This is a genomic window from Erwinia plantamica, from assembly GCF_043420595.1.
Classification (GTDB): domain Bacteria; phylum Pseudomonadota; class Gammaproteobacteria; order Enterobacterales; family Enterobacteriaceae; genus Erwinia; species Erwinia aeris.
In genome coordinates, this window is record NZ_JBGCUC010000021.1 from 48557 (window position 1) to 64074 (window position 15518).

Below are 15518 nucleotides of genomic sequence, written 5' to 3' on the forward strand. Positions count from 1 at the left end.
AATAATTATGTTTTTAGTCGATTCCCACTGTCATCTTGACGGCCTGAATTATGATAGCCTGCACCGCGATGTGGATGACGTGCTGGCGAAAGCCGCCGCGCGCGACGTGAAGTTTATGCTGGCGGTAGCGACCACGCTGCCCGGCTATAAAGCGATGACCGACCTGATTGGCGATCGTCCCAACGTAGCGTACTCCTGCGGCGTGCATCCGCTCAATCAGGATGAACCTTATGATTTTGCCGAGCTGCGCCAGCTGGCCGCCGACGAGCGTGTTATCGCCATGGGCGAAACCGGGCTGGACTACTACTATCAGAAAGAAACCATGGCGCAGCAGCAGGCCTCTTTCCGCGAGCATATTCGCATCGGCCGCGATCTGAATAAACCGGTTATTGTGCATACGCGCGATGCGCGCGAGGATACGCTGGCGATCCTGAAAGAAGAGAAGGTGGAAGGGTGCGGCGGCGTACTGCACTGCTTCACGGAAGATCGGGAAACGGCGGAAAAGCTGCTGGATATGGGCTTTTATATTTCGTTTTCCGGCATTGCCACTTTCCGCAATGCGGAAACGATCCGCGAGGCGGCACGCTATGTTCCGCTCGATCGCATGCTGGTGGAAACCGACTCGCCTTATCTGGCGCCCGTGCCTTACCGCGGCAAAGAGAATCAGCCAGCTTACACGCGCGATGTAGCGGACTATATGGCCGTAGTGAAAGGCGTCAGTATTGAAACGCTGGCCGAAGCCACCACAGCGAATTTCTCCCGCCTTTTCCACGTGCCGATGAGCCGCCTTACAGACTAACCGCTTTATTTCATTGCTCGTAATAAATTTGTAAAAAAAGCAGTTCGTATCGCCTCTTTGCGGGCGATACGGCTTTTGAATGGGCAAAAACTGGCAAATTTCCGGGAATTAAACTACATAGCAGGCGGTTGTTCAGTGAAACGTGATAACCGTCAAACAAATGCTTTCGGAATTATTTTACAGTTCGTAATAAATCACGAGGGCGCAAAGCGCTCCACCCATAGCGGGTCCTCCCCCCGTTATATCGCGTTGAAAAGCGCGTAAAGCACCCATACTCAGGAGTTTCACACTATGTTCAAAAACGCATTTGCAAACCTGCAAAAGGTCGGTAAATCGCTGATGTTGCCGGTATCGGTGCTGCCGATTGCCGGTATTCTGCTTGGCGTAGGCTCCGCCAACTTCAGCTGGCTGCCCGCCGTTGTCTCTCACGTTATGGCGGAAGCAGGTGGATCCGTCTTTGCCAATATGCCGCTGATTTTCGCCATCGGCGTGGCGCTGGGCTTTACCAACAATGACGGCGTTTCTGCGCTGGCGGCGGTGGTGGCCTACGGCATCATGGTAAAAACGATGGCGGTCGTAGCACCGCTGGTGCTGCATATGCCAGCCGGGGAGATCGAAGCGAAGCATCTCGCCGATACGGGCGTATTGGGCGGTATTATTGCCGGTTCGATAGCAGCCTATATGTTTAACCGCTTCTACCGTATCAAGCTGCCGGAATATCTCGGCTTCTTTGCGGGTAAGCGCTTTGTTCCAATTATCTCCGGTTTCACGGCGATCTTTATCGGTATCCTGCTTTCCTTTATCTGGCCGCCAGTTGGTACCGCCATTCAGGAATTCTCACAGTGGGCCGCCTATCAGAACCCGGTAGTCGCTTTCGGTATCTACGGCGTGATTGAGCGTTCTCTGGTGCCGTTTGGTCTGCACCATATCTGGAACGTGCCTTTCCAGATGCAGATCGGCGAGTTCACCAATGCGGCTGGTCAGGTTTTCCACGGCGATATCCCACGCTATATGGCAGGCGACCCGACCGCGGGCAAACTCTCCGGCGGCTTCCTGTTTAAAATGTACGGCCTGCCTGCGGCAGCGATTGCTATCTGGCACTCCGCTAAACCAGAAAACCGTGCGAAAGTGGGCGGCATCATGATTTCCGCCGCGCTGACCTCGTTCCTGACCGGCATCACCGAGCCAATCGAATTCTCCTTTATGTTCGTGGCGCCAGTCCTGTATGCGATCCACGCTATCCTGGCCGGTCTGGCTTTCCCTATCTGTATCCTGCTGGGGATGCGCGACGGCACCAGCTTCTCGCACGGCCTGATTGACTTTGTGGTGCTGAGCGGCAACAGCAGCCGTATCTGGCTGTTCCCGATTATCGGTATCCTGTACGGTCTGGTTTACTACACCGTGTTCCGCGTGCTGATTGTTAAATTGAATCTGAAAACGCCGGGCCGTGAAGAAACTTCAACGACGCAAACGGCAGGTAATTCCAGTGAAATGGCTGCTAACCTGGTTGCCGCTTTCGGTGGTAAAGAGAACATCACTAACCTTGATGCCTGCATCACGCGTTTACGCGTCAGCGTGGCGGACGTATCCAAAGTGGATCAGTCCGGTCTGAAACAGCTTGGCGCAGCGGGCGTGGTCGTGGCGGGTTCCGGCGTTCAGGCCATTTTCGGCACCAAATCCGATAACCTGAAAACCGAGATGGATGAGTACATCCGCAAGCAATAATCAATCGGTAAGATAAAACAAAAAGCCCCACCTTCGAGTGGGGCTTTTTTTATCCGGCGTAAATGTCAGCCGCCAAAAAGGCCGCGATTCATCCATCCAATCCAGACAAGCGCGCCAGCAGCAGCTGAAAGGCTGCCGACAGCCAGCATTTGCACGCGCGCCAGCCTGCTCTGCTGCATGGCTAATGCATCCTCGCTCCATTGTTTTAAAGCTATAGTTTGCTGCTCATACTGTTGGTGGAGCTTCTGGCAAAAGGCTTCCGTTTGCTGTTGCGCTACCTTAAGCGCCTCGCTTACGTCTTTTTGCTGATTGGCAAGCTGATCTTCCACGCAACGAGCCAGCGCCTGCGATTCATCCTGTATCTGCTGACGCTGGCGCTGCCAGGCGATGTCGTAATGTTGCAGGCTTAGTTCAGTTTGTTGATGAAGCCTTTGTGCTTCCAAAAGCTTTTCGTCAAAGGCTTCCAACAGTTGCTCTTTAGTCTGCTTAACTTCATGAGCAATAAGGATAAGCTGTTTAGCGCCTTCGGCCGTTAAGCCTTTTAATTCAAAATAGTCATTAATCAGCTTTTCCAACGACTGCTGCTGTACTGCCAGCGTCTCCTGCTGTCCTTTAATGACCTCATTTGTTTCAGCTATCTCATTGGTCTGTTTTTTGATGCGGGTTTGTTGATTTTGCAGCTGCTGCTGTTGCTCATTCAGCATCTGGGCCTGGGCGATGGAAATCATCATCAGCTGGCCCAGCTTTTTAGCGAAGCTGGCCTGCAGTTCGGCGGCGTTCAGCTGCGCCGTTTCCAGCTCGTCAGAATTCCACCAGCGAGAGACCGCATGACGAGCCTCATGCTTTTCCCTGTCTTTTTTAAGATTATCCAGCTTGTCGTAATCTTCCTTGAAACTCTTCAACAGACCGGGCACATCTACCTGTCGGAGCATGGCTTCTGATACGCGAACCTGCGCCAAATCTTTAATGACATCCATTACAAAGGATCCTTTGCCAGATAATTTTCCAGAAGCAGCATGACATCAGCCTCTGCAGCGCCGAGCGAGTCGATGTTAGCGTTCAGTTGTTGATTGAATTGCTGATTCGCCTGTATTCTTGTGCGTTGGCTGGCTGCGGCGTCACTTTGGCTGTTGCGAGCGCTCTTCAGGTGGGATTCGATAAGCTGGTAGTCTGCACCGATCATGCGATAGCTTGCAGAATTCTGAAACTGGAGTTCCAGCCACTGTGCCATTTTTCCCATGTTCTCTTTACCCGCATCCAGACCGACTTCCATCGCCTTCAGGCGTTCGGTGCCGGTTTGAGAAAGCCAGTCGAAAAAACGATCCAGGCCGTAGACAACTAGCGACGAAACAATCCCTGTGAGGATAGCGGTGATGGCGGGAGAAAGGATCCCTACCATTGGCAGCAGCAGCGGAATGCCGGACAGAAAGCCTTTGATAGCCTCTTCAAACATGAGCCCCAAAGAGGTTGTTACTACACCGGCTAAAATTTTTGTCACGGCGCGCGCGGTTTCAATACCGGTCTGGCCGGGTGGCGGATTGATCAACATTTTTACCGCTTTCCACAGGCCTGCCATCCCTTCACGGATCACAGAGACAACTTTTGCTGCTGTGGTAATAAAGTTATTGATCAGAAAGGTCAGCAGGTTGCTGATAAATCCCTGCAGCAGGCCGTTTACAGCCGCATCCCACATGGCGCGCAGTTTAGATAAGACTTGATTGACCACGCGTTTGAGCGCCGCCGTCAGTCTGTCGATCAGATTGCTTTTATCAGGGTCGTTAAACAGCCGCTTAAGCTCGATAAAGGTATGATTAACAAGCGTGTGCAATGCTATGCCCAGCGCCTGACGGAGTGCAGATCTTATCGCCTGTTGCGCCCCGGTTTTCGCCAGTTCCGCACCCTGTTTTTTTACCTGAGCTATCAGTACATCTTTTTTGACATGTGCCTCTGCCGTACTGGCCGTCTGTGCGAGCTTTTCCCTGTCTATGCCAAAATATTCTGTATTGCTCAGGCCTTGCCCTTTATTATTTTTACGCACCTTATCAGCCCATTCATTTTTCTCCATTTCCTGCATGGACTGATTGATATTACTCTCTGCCGCAACGAGGTTTTTAGGATCGTTAGCCATTGCTACCCGTTGCGCCTGCGTCATAAACAGATTATTACGGCTGTCTGTTTCAATGCGATTAGCGGAAACGACATGGTCGAGATGAGTTGTACCATCTCTTTTTAGTTCATTGCCGGTATAAGCAGAAATAACGGGTTCGTCTTTCATGAACATGTCTTTGCGTTTGCCAGACAGCTCTTTGTCGTAAGGCTTGCGGTTGTAGCCACCGCTGTTTGTCTCGGACCAGGCCTCGTAACGTGCTTTATCGCTGTCCGTCGCCACCACGCCTTTTTCGAAATTATGGGTAGTCGTTACGTTGCCGCCATCGCTGTCAGTAAACATCGTACTATTCAGTCCAAATGGACCAATTAGCTGCTGCAATATATGGCTTTGACAGCTTTCCAACAGCTCCTGCAGGCGCTGTTCACGTAAAGCGGGTCTTGTGTTACCGCTCTGATTACTCTCAGCCTCAGCAGCTGGAAAAGTAGACATGTAAATATCCTTTTATCAAGGCCATGTTCATTTTTCGTGGATAAACGTAGGCCAGGTGGGTATTGCTGAAACTATGGCATGACAAAGAGTCATAACTTCTTACTTGATTCAGGTGTTTATTCCACAAGTATTATCTCTGCTGTTAACTTAATTTATCAATAAAACTTATTTATTTTTTAAAGGGTAGTTATCTGCTGCCGATAATACGTATAGCGATATTATGGCCAATTTAAGACGGTTTGAGCTTTAGCCTGGTGTGCAATAAAAAGAGGGGATGCGCCGTTGCTTCTCGTGGCAAATAAATCAGTAGATCAAAAGCAGTAAGCCATAAAGGTGACGGATTATGTTACCCGATTTATATCTGTCACAGTCGGTAGTCACTGCCAGATACAAAGCACTGTCCTGCGCCTTTTCATCAACAGCAGTCCGTCAGGAAAAGTGAACCCCTTCTCTGTAACACCTCAAACAGGCAAACGTTACTCGCGCAAAGCGTCACGTAAGGCGTTAAATCTGCGGTCAGCGCCGCGAAAAGCGGCAGACAGTAAAGAAAAGCCAGCGGAAGGTTGAAAGAAAACAAATATCTCGCTCATACTGCCGTAACTCATCTCATAGCTTAAGGACATGCATCATGGCTGAAGAAACGATTTTCAGTAAAATTATCCGCCGCGAAATCCCGGCCGATATTGTTTATCAGGACGAGCTGGTCACGGCCTTTCGCGATATCTCGCCAAAAGCGCCGACGCACATTCTGGTCGTGCCGAATATCCTGATCCCTACCGCCAACGATGCGGTGGCGGGGCATGAAGCCGCGCTGGGCCGGATGATTGTGGTGGCCGCGAAAATCGCTAAACAGGAAGGGATCGCCGAGGACGGCTATCGTCTGATCATGAACTGCAATCAGCATGGCGGACAGGAAGTCTATCATATCCATTTGCATCTGGTTGGCGGTCGTCCGCTGGGCCCGATGCTGGCTGAATAACGTGCCGGAGGCACTATGATGCGGATTATCGTCCTGGGCGCCATGCTGGCGTTGCTGAGCGGCTGCGCCAGCGATCGCACGACCATTGATACTTCGCAGTCGCTGGTTATGGAATCATCGGTACTGTCGGCGGGGATCCTTACCGGCGAGCCGGTGATATCGGAGCATGAAGGGCAGCAGCGAGGCGCTTCGCAGCTCTATAACCAGCAGGAAAAACCCGTTACGCTCTACTATCGCTTTTACTGGTATGACGATAAAGGGCTGGAAATTCTGCCCTTCGAAGCGCCTCGCAAGATTACGGTCGCGCCGCATAGCAGTGTTGAAATATCGTCGCAAACGGGTAACCTGACGGCCAGTAAGGTTCGCCTTTACCTGTATCTGTAGGAGATTATTGCGTGGAAAGGAAGATAGCTAAACTCTCGGGCGTCATGTTGCTGGCGCTTATTCTTAGCGGCTGTGTGGTGCAACAGCAGCAACAGCCCGCGCCCGTCGAGCCGGTGCAGCCGGTTCCCGAACAGCCGCAGCCCGTGCCGACCCAGCCGCCGCCGCCGGAAACGGTGCCGCAGCCGCCTAAAATGCAGTCGATTAACTGGGATGCCAGCGTAACGCCGCTGGTGGCGCAAATGCTGAAAGCGGACGGCATCACGCCCGGTAGCGTATTGCTGATCGACGGCGTGAAAAACAGCACCAACGGCAGCCTGCAACGCGCCAAAGCCACCGCTTCGCTGCAAAGCGCGCTGCAAAATAACACCCAGTTCAAGCTGGTGACGCCTGAACAGCTTGCTACCGCTAAACAGACGCTGGGACTGTCAGCCGAAGACAGCCTGAGCTCGCGCAGCAAAGCCGTCGGCCTGGCTCGCTACGTTGGCGCACAGTATGTGCTCTATACCAACGCTAAGGGCGACGTAAAATCGCCGGAACTGCAAATGCAGCTGATGCTGGTGCAGACTGGCGAAATCATCTGGTCGGGTAACGGTGTCGTACAGCATTGATCCCGCACTGAGCAGGCTGATTAAACAACGATTTCCGGCGGAGCGATCCGCCGGTTCTTTTTTTCCGCTGCACGGCCTGACGGGGCTGACGGCAAAGGTGGAGCTGGAAAGGGCAACGCTGCTGGCCCGCCATCAGCGACAGGATAATCCCGTGCCGGGTGTGGATCGCCAGCGTGAGTATCGTATTTTACGCAAGCTTTCCGGCTGCGATCTCGCGCCTGCCGCCTGCGGCTATGCTGATAACTGGCTGCTGCTGGGCTGGCAGCCGGGCGAGGCGCTGAGCGAGGCGGCCTTTCCCGGCGCGCTGGACGCGGTTGTCAGCGAGCTGGCAAGGCTGCACCAACAGCCGCTCAGCGGCTATCCTTTGCAGCTGCAAAAGCTGCTGGAGCGCTACTGGCAGCTCAGTCGGCCTGCACGGCGGCACTGCGGCTGGCTGCGGGCATTGCAGCGGCTACAGCGGCGCGGCGAGCCAAAACCGCTGCGGCGGGCGCTGCTGCATATGGATGTGCATCCGGGCAATCTGATCCGTCAGCAAAATAGCCTGCGGCTGATTGACTGGGAGTATGCCAGCGATGGCGATGTCGCGCTGGAGCTGGCCGCGCTGGTAGCAGGAAACGCGCTGGATGCTGAGCAGCAGCGCGCGCTAACCGAGCGCTATGCCGCGCTGCAACGGCTGGATGCGGCAAGGCTACGGCAGCAGATGGCGCGCTGGCAGCCCTGGCTGACGCTGCTGGCGGCAAGCTGGTACGAGCTGCGCTGGCAGCAGAGCGGCGAACAGACGTTTTATACGCTGGCGGCACAGGCCTGGCAGCGAGTTCGATCATAAGAGGTAATCTGTGGGACCGGTAATGTTAGATGTGCTCGGTTACGAGCTGGACGCGGAAGAGCGGGAAATTTTACAGCATCCGCTGGTGGGCGGGCTAATCCTGTTTACCCGCAACTACCACGATCCTGAGCAGCTTCAGGAGCTGATCAGGCAGATCCGCGCGGCCTCGCGTCACCGCCTGGCGATCGCGGTCGATCAGGAGGGCGGGCGCGTGCAGCGCTTCCGCGAAGGCTTTACGCGCCTGCCTGCGATGCAATCTTTTGCCGCGCTGAACAGCGAAGCCGAAGCGGCAAGGCTGGCGCAGGAAGCGGGCTGGCTGATGGCTGTCGAAATGATCGCGATGGATATTGATATCAGCTTCGCGCCCGTACTGGATATAGGACACGGCAGCGCGGCAATCGGCGAACGCAGTTTCCATGACGATCCTGCCGTGGCGCTGGCGATGGCGCGCCGTTTTATTGATGGCATGCATGAAGCGGGTATGAAAACCACCGGCAAGCATTTTCCCGGTCACGGTGCGGTAAGCGCGGACTCGCATAAAGAAACGCCGCGCGACGATCGTCCCGAAGCGATGATTCGTCAGCACGATATGCAGATCTTTAAGCAGCTGATTGACGAAAACAGGCTGGATGCGGTGATGCCTGCGCACGTTATCTATACTCAGGTAGACCCGCATCCGGCCAGCGGTTCCTCGCACTGGTTGAAAAAAGTGCTGCGCAAAGAGCTGGGTTTCGACGGCGTGATTTTTTCCGACGATCTGTCGATGGAAGGCGCAGCGATTATGGGCAGCTATGCCGAACGCGGTCAGGCTTCGCTGGACGCCGGCTGCGATATGATCCTGGTCTGCAACAACCGTCAGGGCGCCGTCAGCGTGCTGGATAATCTGTCGCCGATCAATGCCGAACGCGCTACGCAGCTGTACCATCGTGGCACGTTTACCCGCCAGCAGCTGCTGGCTTCGCCGCGCTGGAAAGAGAGCAGCCAGGCGTTAAGCAAGCTGCAAACCCGCTGGCTGGAGCAGCGAGGCTGACGCATACACCACAGGAGAAGGGCGATGATCATCTATCTGCACGGGTTTGATTCAACCAGTCCCGGCAATCATGAAAAAGTGCTGCAGCTGCAGTTTATCGATCCCGATGTACGGCTGTTGAGCTACAGCACGCTGCATCCTAAACATGATATGCAATATTTGCTGAATGAAACCCACAAGCTTCTGAGCAGCAGCGACGATGAACGCGTGCTGATCTGCGGCGTAGGGTTAGGCGGTTATTGGGCCGAGCGCATCGGCTTTCTGAACGATATCCGTCAGGTAATGTTCAATCCCAACCTGTGGCCAGAAGAAAACATGCCGGGCAAAATCGACAGGCCTGAAGAGTATGTGGATATTGCCACCAAGTGCGTCAGCAACTTTCGGGAAAAAAACCGCGATCGCTGCCTGGTGATCCTCTCCCGACGCGACGAGGCGCTGGACAGCCAGCGTAGCGCGTCAACGTTGGGTGACTATTATGAAATCGTCTGGGATGACCACCAGCCGCATAAATTCAAAAACATCTCCTCGCACCTGCAGCGGATCAAAGCATTTAAAACGCTGGGCTAACCGCTAACGCTCGCCCGCCTTATCCCGGCGGGCAGCAAACGTTCACAAGCTTTTCTTCATCGGTCACTGCTCCGGCATAATATTACTCGTGGCGGCGGCCTGGCCGAATGTTGCTAACGTCGCTGATATCCCTGTCCGGATACGCCGCGCTTTCATGTTCCACAATCACCACGCTGTTATTCGGCATGTCAGCCAGCAGAAAGGCTACCGCGCCTGCCTGGCTATGACCACGTAATTGACTGTTTATATCAGCATCCTTTCAAACCAGCCTTTTTAAATAGCCGCTGTGTAGCTCATGTACGCACCCGTAAATAGCGATGTCTCTTCCCGCTTTGATTGCTGATTTAACAGGCCAGGCATTAATTAAATTCACCGCCTGCGCCATAAGGTGGTATTCGGTTAATTTTTCCTTCCCTGTCGTGGCTATTTTCATTTCAGGCTGGAAAACAGCCATCCAGTCGTTAAGCGAGTCGTACAGTTTTTGCAGATAGTGGGTTAACGGATCGGAAAAAAGCGGCGCGTTGACCTGCTGCAACGCCAGCGCGGCCTGGATACCGTCGCAGTCGTAGTGGCCGCACAGGATCAGGGTATCAATCTGCAAATGCCCGAGCGCGTATTGCAGCATGCTCATCAGGCTCTCATCCTCTTCCAGCACCATATTGGCGATATTACGGTGCACAAAAAGCTCACCGGGATGAGCGTTAGTTAATACCTCGGCGGGCACCCGGCTGTCCGAGCAGCCTATCCATAGCGCCTGCGGCGGCTTGGCGGCCATCAGATTTAAAAAGTAATTTGGATCGCGGTTTGCCTGCTGCTGCGCCCAGCTGCGGTTTTGTGCCAGCAGTCTGTTCAATATTTTCATTCCTTTTCCCTCTTCCTTTTTCGGCAGAATAGCCGGAATAGCTTAAGAGGATATTAATAACTAAGCCTGCTGCAAGTTTTTCAGGGTAATTATCATTAAATATGCCGGGTTTTTTATTGGAGCCTGATTTGGTTGTTTTAGTATATATTTAAATACGATTGCCACAGGTGATTGCAAGATAATAAAATAAACTGAAAAAGGGGACGTCATATTTACTCCACCCAATCGGAGCGGGTATCGGTCAATTATTCCTGTTGAGTCGCATTATCAGAGATAAAAAATCACTCAGGTGGTGAAATAAACGCCTTGCGGACGCACCTTATCCTCCCCGAAACACGGAAAATTATTCAGCAAAAACAGCGTGCTAATAAGAAATGGTTGAAAAAAATTGACCTGTATCAATTTTTACAGGACGGCCGATTTCCCGCGTGCTATTCTGCCTGCAGATAGCGAATAAATCGCCAACCCTATGTTAATTAAGGATATTATTTAACCTTTAATTAACGACTGGTTCACAATTTAAGGGGGTCGTTTGACTACACCAATGAAGAAGATTGTTATTGTCGGCGGAGGAGCCGGCGGGCTTGAGCTGGCGACACAGCTTGGTCAGAAACTGGGACGGAAAAAAAAGGCGGAAATAACCCTGGTGGACCGTAATCACAGCCATCTCTGGAAGCCGCTGCTGCACGAAGTCGCGACCGGATCGCTGGATGAAGGGATTGACGCGCTGAGCTATCTGGCCCACGCCCGCAATCATCACTTCCAGTTCCAGCTGGGCACGCTGACCGAAATCGATCGGGACAATAAAAAATTACAGCTGGCGGAAATCCGCAACGAGCAGGGCGAGCTGCTGGTGCCGGAACGCGAAGTGGCGTACGACACGCTGGTCATGGCGCTGGGCAGCACCTCCAACGACTTCGGCACGCCGGGCGTTAAGGATCACTGCATTTTCCTGGATAACCCGCACCAGGCGCGCCGTTTTCATAATGAAATGCTGAACCTGTTCCTGAAATTCTCCGCCAGCGAAGGGCGCCAGGAGCAGGTGAATATTGCTATCGTCGGCGGCGGCGCGACCGGCGTAGAGCTTTCCGCCGAGCTGCATAACGCGGTGAAACAGCTGCACAGCTATGGCTATAAAGGTCTGAACAACAGCGCGCTGAACGTCACGCTGGTAGAGGCGGGCGAGCGTATTTTGCCTGCGCTGCCGCCGCGCATTTCCACCGCTGCGCATCAGGAGCTGACTAAGCTGGGCGTACGCGTGCTGACGCAGACGATGGTGACCAGCGCCGATGAAAATGGCCTGCATACCAAATCGGGCGAGTTTATCAATGCCGATCTGATGGTCTGGGCGGCGGGTATCAAAGCGCCGGACTTTATGAAAGAAATTGGCGGGCTGGAAACCAACCGTATTAACCAGCTGGTGGTAGAGCCAACGCTGCAAACGACCCGGGATCCGGATATCTACGCGATTGGCGACTGCGCTTCGTGTGCGCTGCCGTCTGGCGGCTTTGTGCCTCCTCGCGCGCAGTCAGCGCATCAGATGGCGTCGCGCGTGCTGGATAACATTCTGGCACAGATGAAAGGACGCGAGCAGAAAGCCTATGTTTATAAGGATCACGGCTCGCTGGTTTCGCTCTCGCGTTTCAGCACGGTCGGCAGCCTGATGGGCAACCTGATGCGCGGTTCAATGATGGTTGAAGGACGCATCGCGCGCTTTGTCTATATTTCGCTTTATCGTATGCACCAGGTCGCTCTGCACGGCTACTTTAAAACCGGCCTGATGATGCTGGTGGGCAGCATTAACCGGGTTATCCGTCCGCGCCTTAAGCTGCACTAAGTAAAATCAGGACCGCCTGATCTATAGTAACAGGGCTTATAACGATACCGTCGTTATAAGCCCTTCTTCTGCCGCATCCCTCCTAAGAACTCTCTTAAAAGCTTTTGCATTTGACTTTAAACATTTATTTCGTCCTGAATTCTTATTGTCATAACTGGTCCTGATAAGCACACTTTACCGGACAAAGCGCGTCGCGTATGGCCCGGACTCTGCGGCTGGCGACGATGCGTAATAACCGTTTCAGGAGACAGCCCTGTGAATAAATCAATGTTGGCAGGTATCGGAATTGGCGTAGCGGCCGCGCTGGGCGTTGCCGCTGTAGCAGGCATGAATGTATTCGAGCGTGAGCCGCAGTTTGCTCAGGTGCTCTCCGCCACGCCAATTAAAGAGACGACGAAAAATCCGCGTCAGGAGTGCCGTAACGTCACGCTGACTCACCGGCGTGCCGTGCAGGATGAGAACCGTATCGCCGGTTCCGTACTGGGCGCGGTGGCGGGCGGCGTGCTGGGTCATCAGTTTGGCGGCGGACGCGGACGCGATGTGGCTACCGTAGCGGGCGCGCTGGCAGGCGGATACGGCGGTAATCAGGTGCAGGGCGCTCTGCAGGATCGCGATACCTACACGACCACCGAACAGCGCTGCAAAACCGTTTACGATAAGCAGGAAAAAACGCTGGGCTATGACGTCACCTATAAAATTGGCGACCAGCAGGGCAAAATCCGCATGGATAACGACCCGGGGACACGCATCCCTTTAAACAGCAACGGTCAGCTGATCCTGAACAGCCAGAACCAGGCATAAGTTGCCCGGCCTCTGCTAAAGCATGACGCTCGGCCCCCTCTTAACGGAGGGGGTTTTTTTTAGCACTATGCTCGAATTTGCTTACCTGCAGCGCCCTTTAGCACTGTGCTCGTATTTGCTCACCTGCAGCGCCCTTTATCACGATGCTTGAATTTGCTCACCTGCAGCGCCCTTTATCACTATGCTCGTATTTGCTCACCTGCAATGCCTTTCATCACGATACTTGAATTTGCTCACCTGCAACCTCCTTTATAAGTCCCTCCTGCAAGCGGTCAACCGTATTCTTATACAAAAAGACCAGGTGCTTTCCGAATTGATCCGTAGAAGCATTGACCTTTTTATAGTGGTTGGTTAAAGCAATTTATAATCAACTGCATGACTTAAGCTAAATTTATGTGGTTGTGGGGCTTACATAAATATTAGCCTCCGATCATTGTCAGAAATGCGGTTGTAACCATCCATCATGTCCGGGGCTTTTAAAGCAAGTAATACGAGGTTTTCTTGTGTTAATGTATGATTTTTAATGAAATAATTATAATTAACTGATTAATTTTCCCCTTTGAATCTCTCAATAATCGTGTCCTAATTTCCCTGAAATTCCTTTCTGATAGTGGAACGCTTAACTGATTTCATTAACCCCGCTCACTTATTAATGTAAGCTTTTTGTAAGTTTTTCTCTGTTTTTCCTTGAGCTTTCGCCCGGCAGGTGCATAATGTGCGCATAAAAATACGTAATACACATTTTGTTACATATTTGACGGGCAGAATAGTCATGCAGGGAAAAATGGAAAAGCGCCTGAAGTCGGCGCTGGCTTTTATTGGGCTAACCGGCTGCGGTGCGGTTTACGCAGCGCCGGGCGATGAGCAAATTCAGCATCAGCAGGAGCAGCAAAAAGCTCGCCAGGCACAGATAGCGCCAAAAGCACCCGATATCCGTCTTGCCGAACCGCTCCCCGCACCTTCGCGGATAACTTTTCCGGCTGAAAAACCCTGTTTTACGCTTCAGCGCGTCTCGCTATCCGGCCAGCAGGCTCTGCCGCATTGGGTGCCGTTGCAGCGGCTGGCAAACCAGGCTGTCGGTCATTGCGTAGGCGTGCAGGGCATCAATCAGCTAATGGGCACGCTGCAAAACCGTCTTATTAATCATGGCTGGGTGACAACCCGGGTGCTCGCGCCGCCGCAGGATTTGCGTCAGGGCGAGCTGAAGCTGCTGATTGTGCCGGGTAAAATCCGTCGGGTTGAGCTGGCTCCCGGCGCTTCGCGCTACGTCAGCCTCTATCCCACCATGCCGGCGCATTCCGGCGACCTGCTGGATCTGCGCGATATCGAACAGGGGCTGGAAAATCTGCAGCGCCTGCCGGGCGTCGAGGCGAAGATGGCGCTACGTCCGGCAGAAAAACCTGGCGAAAGCGATATTATTATCGAGCGCACCCAGCGACGTTTCTGGCGTCTTGGCGCCTGGCTGGACGATTCCGGCACGGAAAGCACAGGGCGGTATCAGAGCGGCATCATGCTGGCGCTGGATAATCCCACTTCATTGAGCGATCTGTTTTACCTGACCGCCAGCCGCGATTTGGGTTTCGCCGGCAGAAAAAGCAGCAAAAGCCTGACCGGACACTATTCGGTGCCGGTGGGCTGGTGGCAGTTTGGGCTGACCGCCAGCGATTACGACTACCACCAAACGGTGGCTGGCTACAGCCGCGATTTTCTCTATGCCGGGAAAAGCCGTTCGCTCGACGTGCAGGCCAGCCGGGTGCTGCACCGCAACGCTTCTTCTAAAACTCTCGCCACCTACGATGTGCTGGTAAAAGAGTCACGCAATTTTATCAACGATACCGAAGTCGTCAGCCAGCAGCGCCGTACCAGCGCCTGGCGGTTAGGGCTGTCGCATCGCCACTATATTGGTCCGGCCACGCTTGATGCCGGAGTCAGCTATCAGCGCGGCACGCGCTGGTTTGGCGCCTTACCGGCCTGGGAAGAGTCTTATCACGACAGCACCTATGCGACCGCGCTGGCAAAAATACTGACCTGGCAGGCGGCGCTGACGGTGCCATTCTCACTGCGTACTCAGCGTTTTAATTACAACATGCAATATCGTCGGCAGATGAGTAACACGCCGCTGACGCCGCAGGATGAGTTTGCTATCGGCAACCGCTGGACGGTGCGCGGCTTTGATGGCGAGCGCACCCTGAGCGCCAGCCGTGGCTGGACGCTACAGAATACGCTGGCCTGGCAGACGCCGCTGCCTGCCCAGGAATTCTATCTTGGGGTCGACTATGGCGAAGTCAGCGGCAACAGCGCAATCCAGGGCGGTTTGCCCGGACGCCATCTGGCCGGAGGCGTAACGGGGTTACGCGGCGCCATCGCGCCCGCCAACCTTAGCTATGACCTTTTTGCCGGGATCCCGCTCTCAAAACCAGAGGGATTTAAAACCGATCCGGCAACCTTTGGCTTCAGCCTGAACTGGAACTACTGACCCGCTTCTTTTGCCTGACAAGGGA

Annotated in this window: 14 protein-coding genes; 11 read left to right on the forward strand and 3 right to left on the reverse strand. The window is 53.7% G+C overall.

Going from position 1 to position 15518, the window contains the following annotated elements; translation table 11 throughout:
• Positions 1-7: 7 nt before the first annotated feature.
• Together AB3U87_RS19090 and ptsG are read left to right on the forward strand one after the other, a co-directional pair.
• Positions 8-799 carry a metal-dependent hydrolase gene (locus AB3U87_RS19090; RefSeq protein ID WP_394150114.1) on the forward strand — a complete coding sequence of 264 codons (792 nt, stop codon included), beginning with the start codon at positions 8-10 and terminating at the stop codon, positions 797-799.
• Positions 800-1090: 291 nt separating this feature from the next.
• Positions 1091-2524: a PTS glucose transporter subunit IIBC gene (gene ptsG / locus AB3U87_RS19095; protein WP_253454588.1), complete on the forward strand. Its 1434-nt coding sequence runs from the start codon at positions 1091-1093 to the stop codon at positions 2522-2524.
• Between the two features lie 65 nt (positions 2525-2589).
• Here ptsG and AB3U87_RS19100 read toward each other — a convergent pair whose 3' ends face one another.
• Entirely contained in the window at positions 2590-3255 is a 666-nt protein-coding gene (locus AB3U87_RS19100) for a hypothetical protein (RefSeq protein WP_394150115.1), read from the reverse strand.
• Positions 3256-3500: 245 nt separating this feature from the next.
• Positions 3501-5123 (reverse strand): AI-2E family transporter, encoded by a 1623-nt coding sequence (locus AB3U87_RS19105; RefSeq protein WP_394150117.1) that lies wholly within the window; start codon positions 5121-5123, stop codon positions 3501-3503.
• A 628-nt stretch (positions 5124-5751) separates the two neighbouring features.
• Between AB3U87_RS19105 and hinT the strand changes: the two genes are divergently transcribed.
• From hinT to ycfP, 6 genes are read left to right on the forward strand one after another with little or no spacing between them, the layout of a single operon-like run.
• Positions 5752-6102 (forward strand): purine nucleoside phosphoramidase, encoded by a 351-nt coding sequence (hinT, locus tag AB3U87_RS19110; protein ID WP_253454585.1) that lies wholly within the window; start codon positions 5752-5754, stop codon positions 6100-6102.
• An 18-nt stretch (positions 6103-6120) separates the two neighbouring features.
• The gene (locus tag AB3U87_RS19115) at positions 6121-6486 is read left to right on the forward strand and encodes a YcfL family putative periplasmic lipoprotein (RefSeq protein ID WP_253461015.1); all 366 of its coding nucleotides are present in this window, start codon (positions 6121-6123) and stop codon (positions 6484-6486) included.
• A gap of 44 nt (positions 6487-6530) precedes the next feature.
• Positions 6531-7094, forward strand: coding sequence for a penicillin-binding protein activator LpoB (gene lpoB, locus AB3U87_RS19120; protein WP_301289722.1), 564 nt, complete (start codon positions 6531-6533; stop codon positions 7092-7094).
• Positions 7078-7920, forward strand: a complete 843-nt coding sequence (gene thiK / locus AB3U87_RS19125) for a thiamine kinase (RefSeq protein ID WP_253454583.1) — start codon at positions 7078-7080, stop codon at positions 7918-7920. The genes lpoB and thiK overlap by 17 nt, the downstream gene beginning before the upstream one ends.
• 10 nt (positions 7921-7930) lie before the next feature.
• Positions 7931-8950 (forward strand): beta-N-acetylhexosaminidase, encoded by a 1020-nt coding sequence (gene nagZ / locus AB3U87_RS19130; RefSeq protein ID WP_301252738.1) that lies wholly within the window; start codon positions 7931-7933, stop codon positions 8948-8950.
• 24 nt (positions 8951-8974) lie between these two features.
• Entirely contained in the window at positions 8975-9517 is a 543-nt protein-coding gene (gene ycfP / locus AB3U87_RS19135; RefSeq protein ID WP_253454581.1) for an alpha/beta hydrolase YcfP, read from the forward strand.
• Between the two features lie 259 nt (positions 9518-9776).
• Here ycfP and AB3U87_RS19140 read toward each other — a convergent pair whose 3' ends face one another.
• Positions 9777-10379 (reverse strand): carbonic anhydrase, encoded by a 603-nt coding sequence (locus AB3U87_RS19140; RefSeq protein ID WP_394150120.1) that lies wholly within the window; start codon positions 10377-10379, stop codon positions 9777-9779.
• A gap of 532 nt (positions 10380-10911) precedes the next feature.
• Here AB3U87_RS19140 and AB3U87_RS19145 point away from each other — a divergent pair.
• The 3 genes from AB3U87_RS19145 (at position 10912) to AB3U87_RS19155 (ending at position 15493) form a co-directional block, all read left to right on the forward strand.
• On the forward strand, positions 10912-12216 hold the full coding sequence (locus AB3U87_RS19145) for an NAD(P)/FAD-dependent oxidoreductase (RefSeq protein WP_253454579.1): 1305 nt from the start codon (positions 10912-10914) through the stop codon (positions 12214-12216).
• Between the two features lie 255 nt (positions 12217-12471).
• Entirely contained in the window at positions 12472-13017 is a 546-nt protein-coding gene (locus AB3U87_RS19150; protein WP_125290754.1) for a glycine zipper 2TM domain-containing protein, read from the forward strand.
• 784 nt (positions 13018-13801) lie between these two features.
• Positions 13802-15493, forward strand: coding sequence for a ShlB/FhaC/HecB family hemolysin secretion/activation protein (locus tag AB3U87_RS19155; RefSeq protein WP_394150123.1), 1692 nt, complete (start codon positions 13802-13804; stop codon positions 15491-15493).
• Positions 15494-15518: the final 25 nt, after the last annotated feature.

Bases quoted from the DNA above. Each gene is read 5' to 3' on its own strand.
- ptsG (WP_253454588.1), top strand. From the start codon at position 1,091: ATGTTCAAAAACGCATTTGCAAACCTGCAAAAGGTCGGTAAATCGCTG.
- AB3U87_RS19115 (WP_253461015.1), top strand. From the start codon at position 6,121: ATGCGGATTATCGTCCTGGGCGCCATGCTGGCGTTGCTGAGCGGCTGC.
- AB3U87_RS19100 (WP_394150115.1), bottom strand. From the start codon at position 3,255: ATGATGATTTCCATCGCCCAGGCCCAGATGCTGAATGAGCAACAGCAG.
- AB3U87_RS19155 (WP_394150123.1), top strand. From the start codon at position 13,802: ATGGAAAAGCGCCTGAAGTCGGCGCTGGCTTTTATTGGGCTAACCGGC.
- AB3U87_RS19105 (WP_394150117.1), bottom strand. From the start codon at position 5,123: ATGTCTACTTTTCCAGCTGCTGAGGCTGAGAGTAATCAGAGCGGTAAC.
- AB3U87_RS19090 (WP_394150114.1), top strand. From the start codon at position 8: ATGTTTTTAGTCGATTCCCACTGTCATCTTGACGGCCTGAATTATGAT.
- AB3U87_RS19140 (WP_394150120.1), bottom strand. From the start codon at position 10,379: ATGAAAATATTGAACAGACTGCTGGCACAAAACCGCAGCTGGGCGCAG.
- ycfP (WP_253454581.1), top strand. From the start codon at position 8,975: ATGATCATCTATCTGCACGGGTTTGATTCAACCAGTCCCGGCAATCAT.
- lpoB (WP_301289722.1), top strand. From the start codon at position 6,531: ATGTTGCTGGCGCTTATTCTTAGCGGCTGTGTGGTGCAACAGCAGCAA.
- hinT (WP_253454585.1), top strand. From the start codon at position 5,752: ATGGCTGAAGAAACGATTTTCAGTAAAATTATCCGCCGCGAAATCCCG.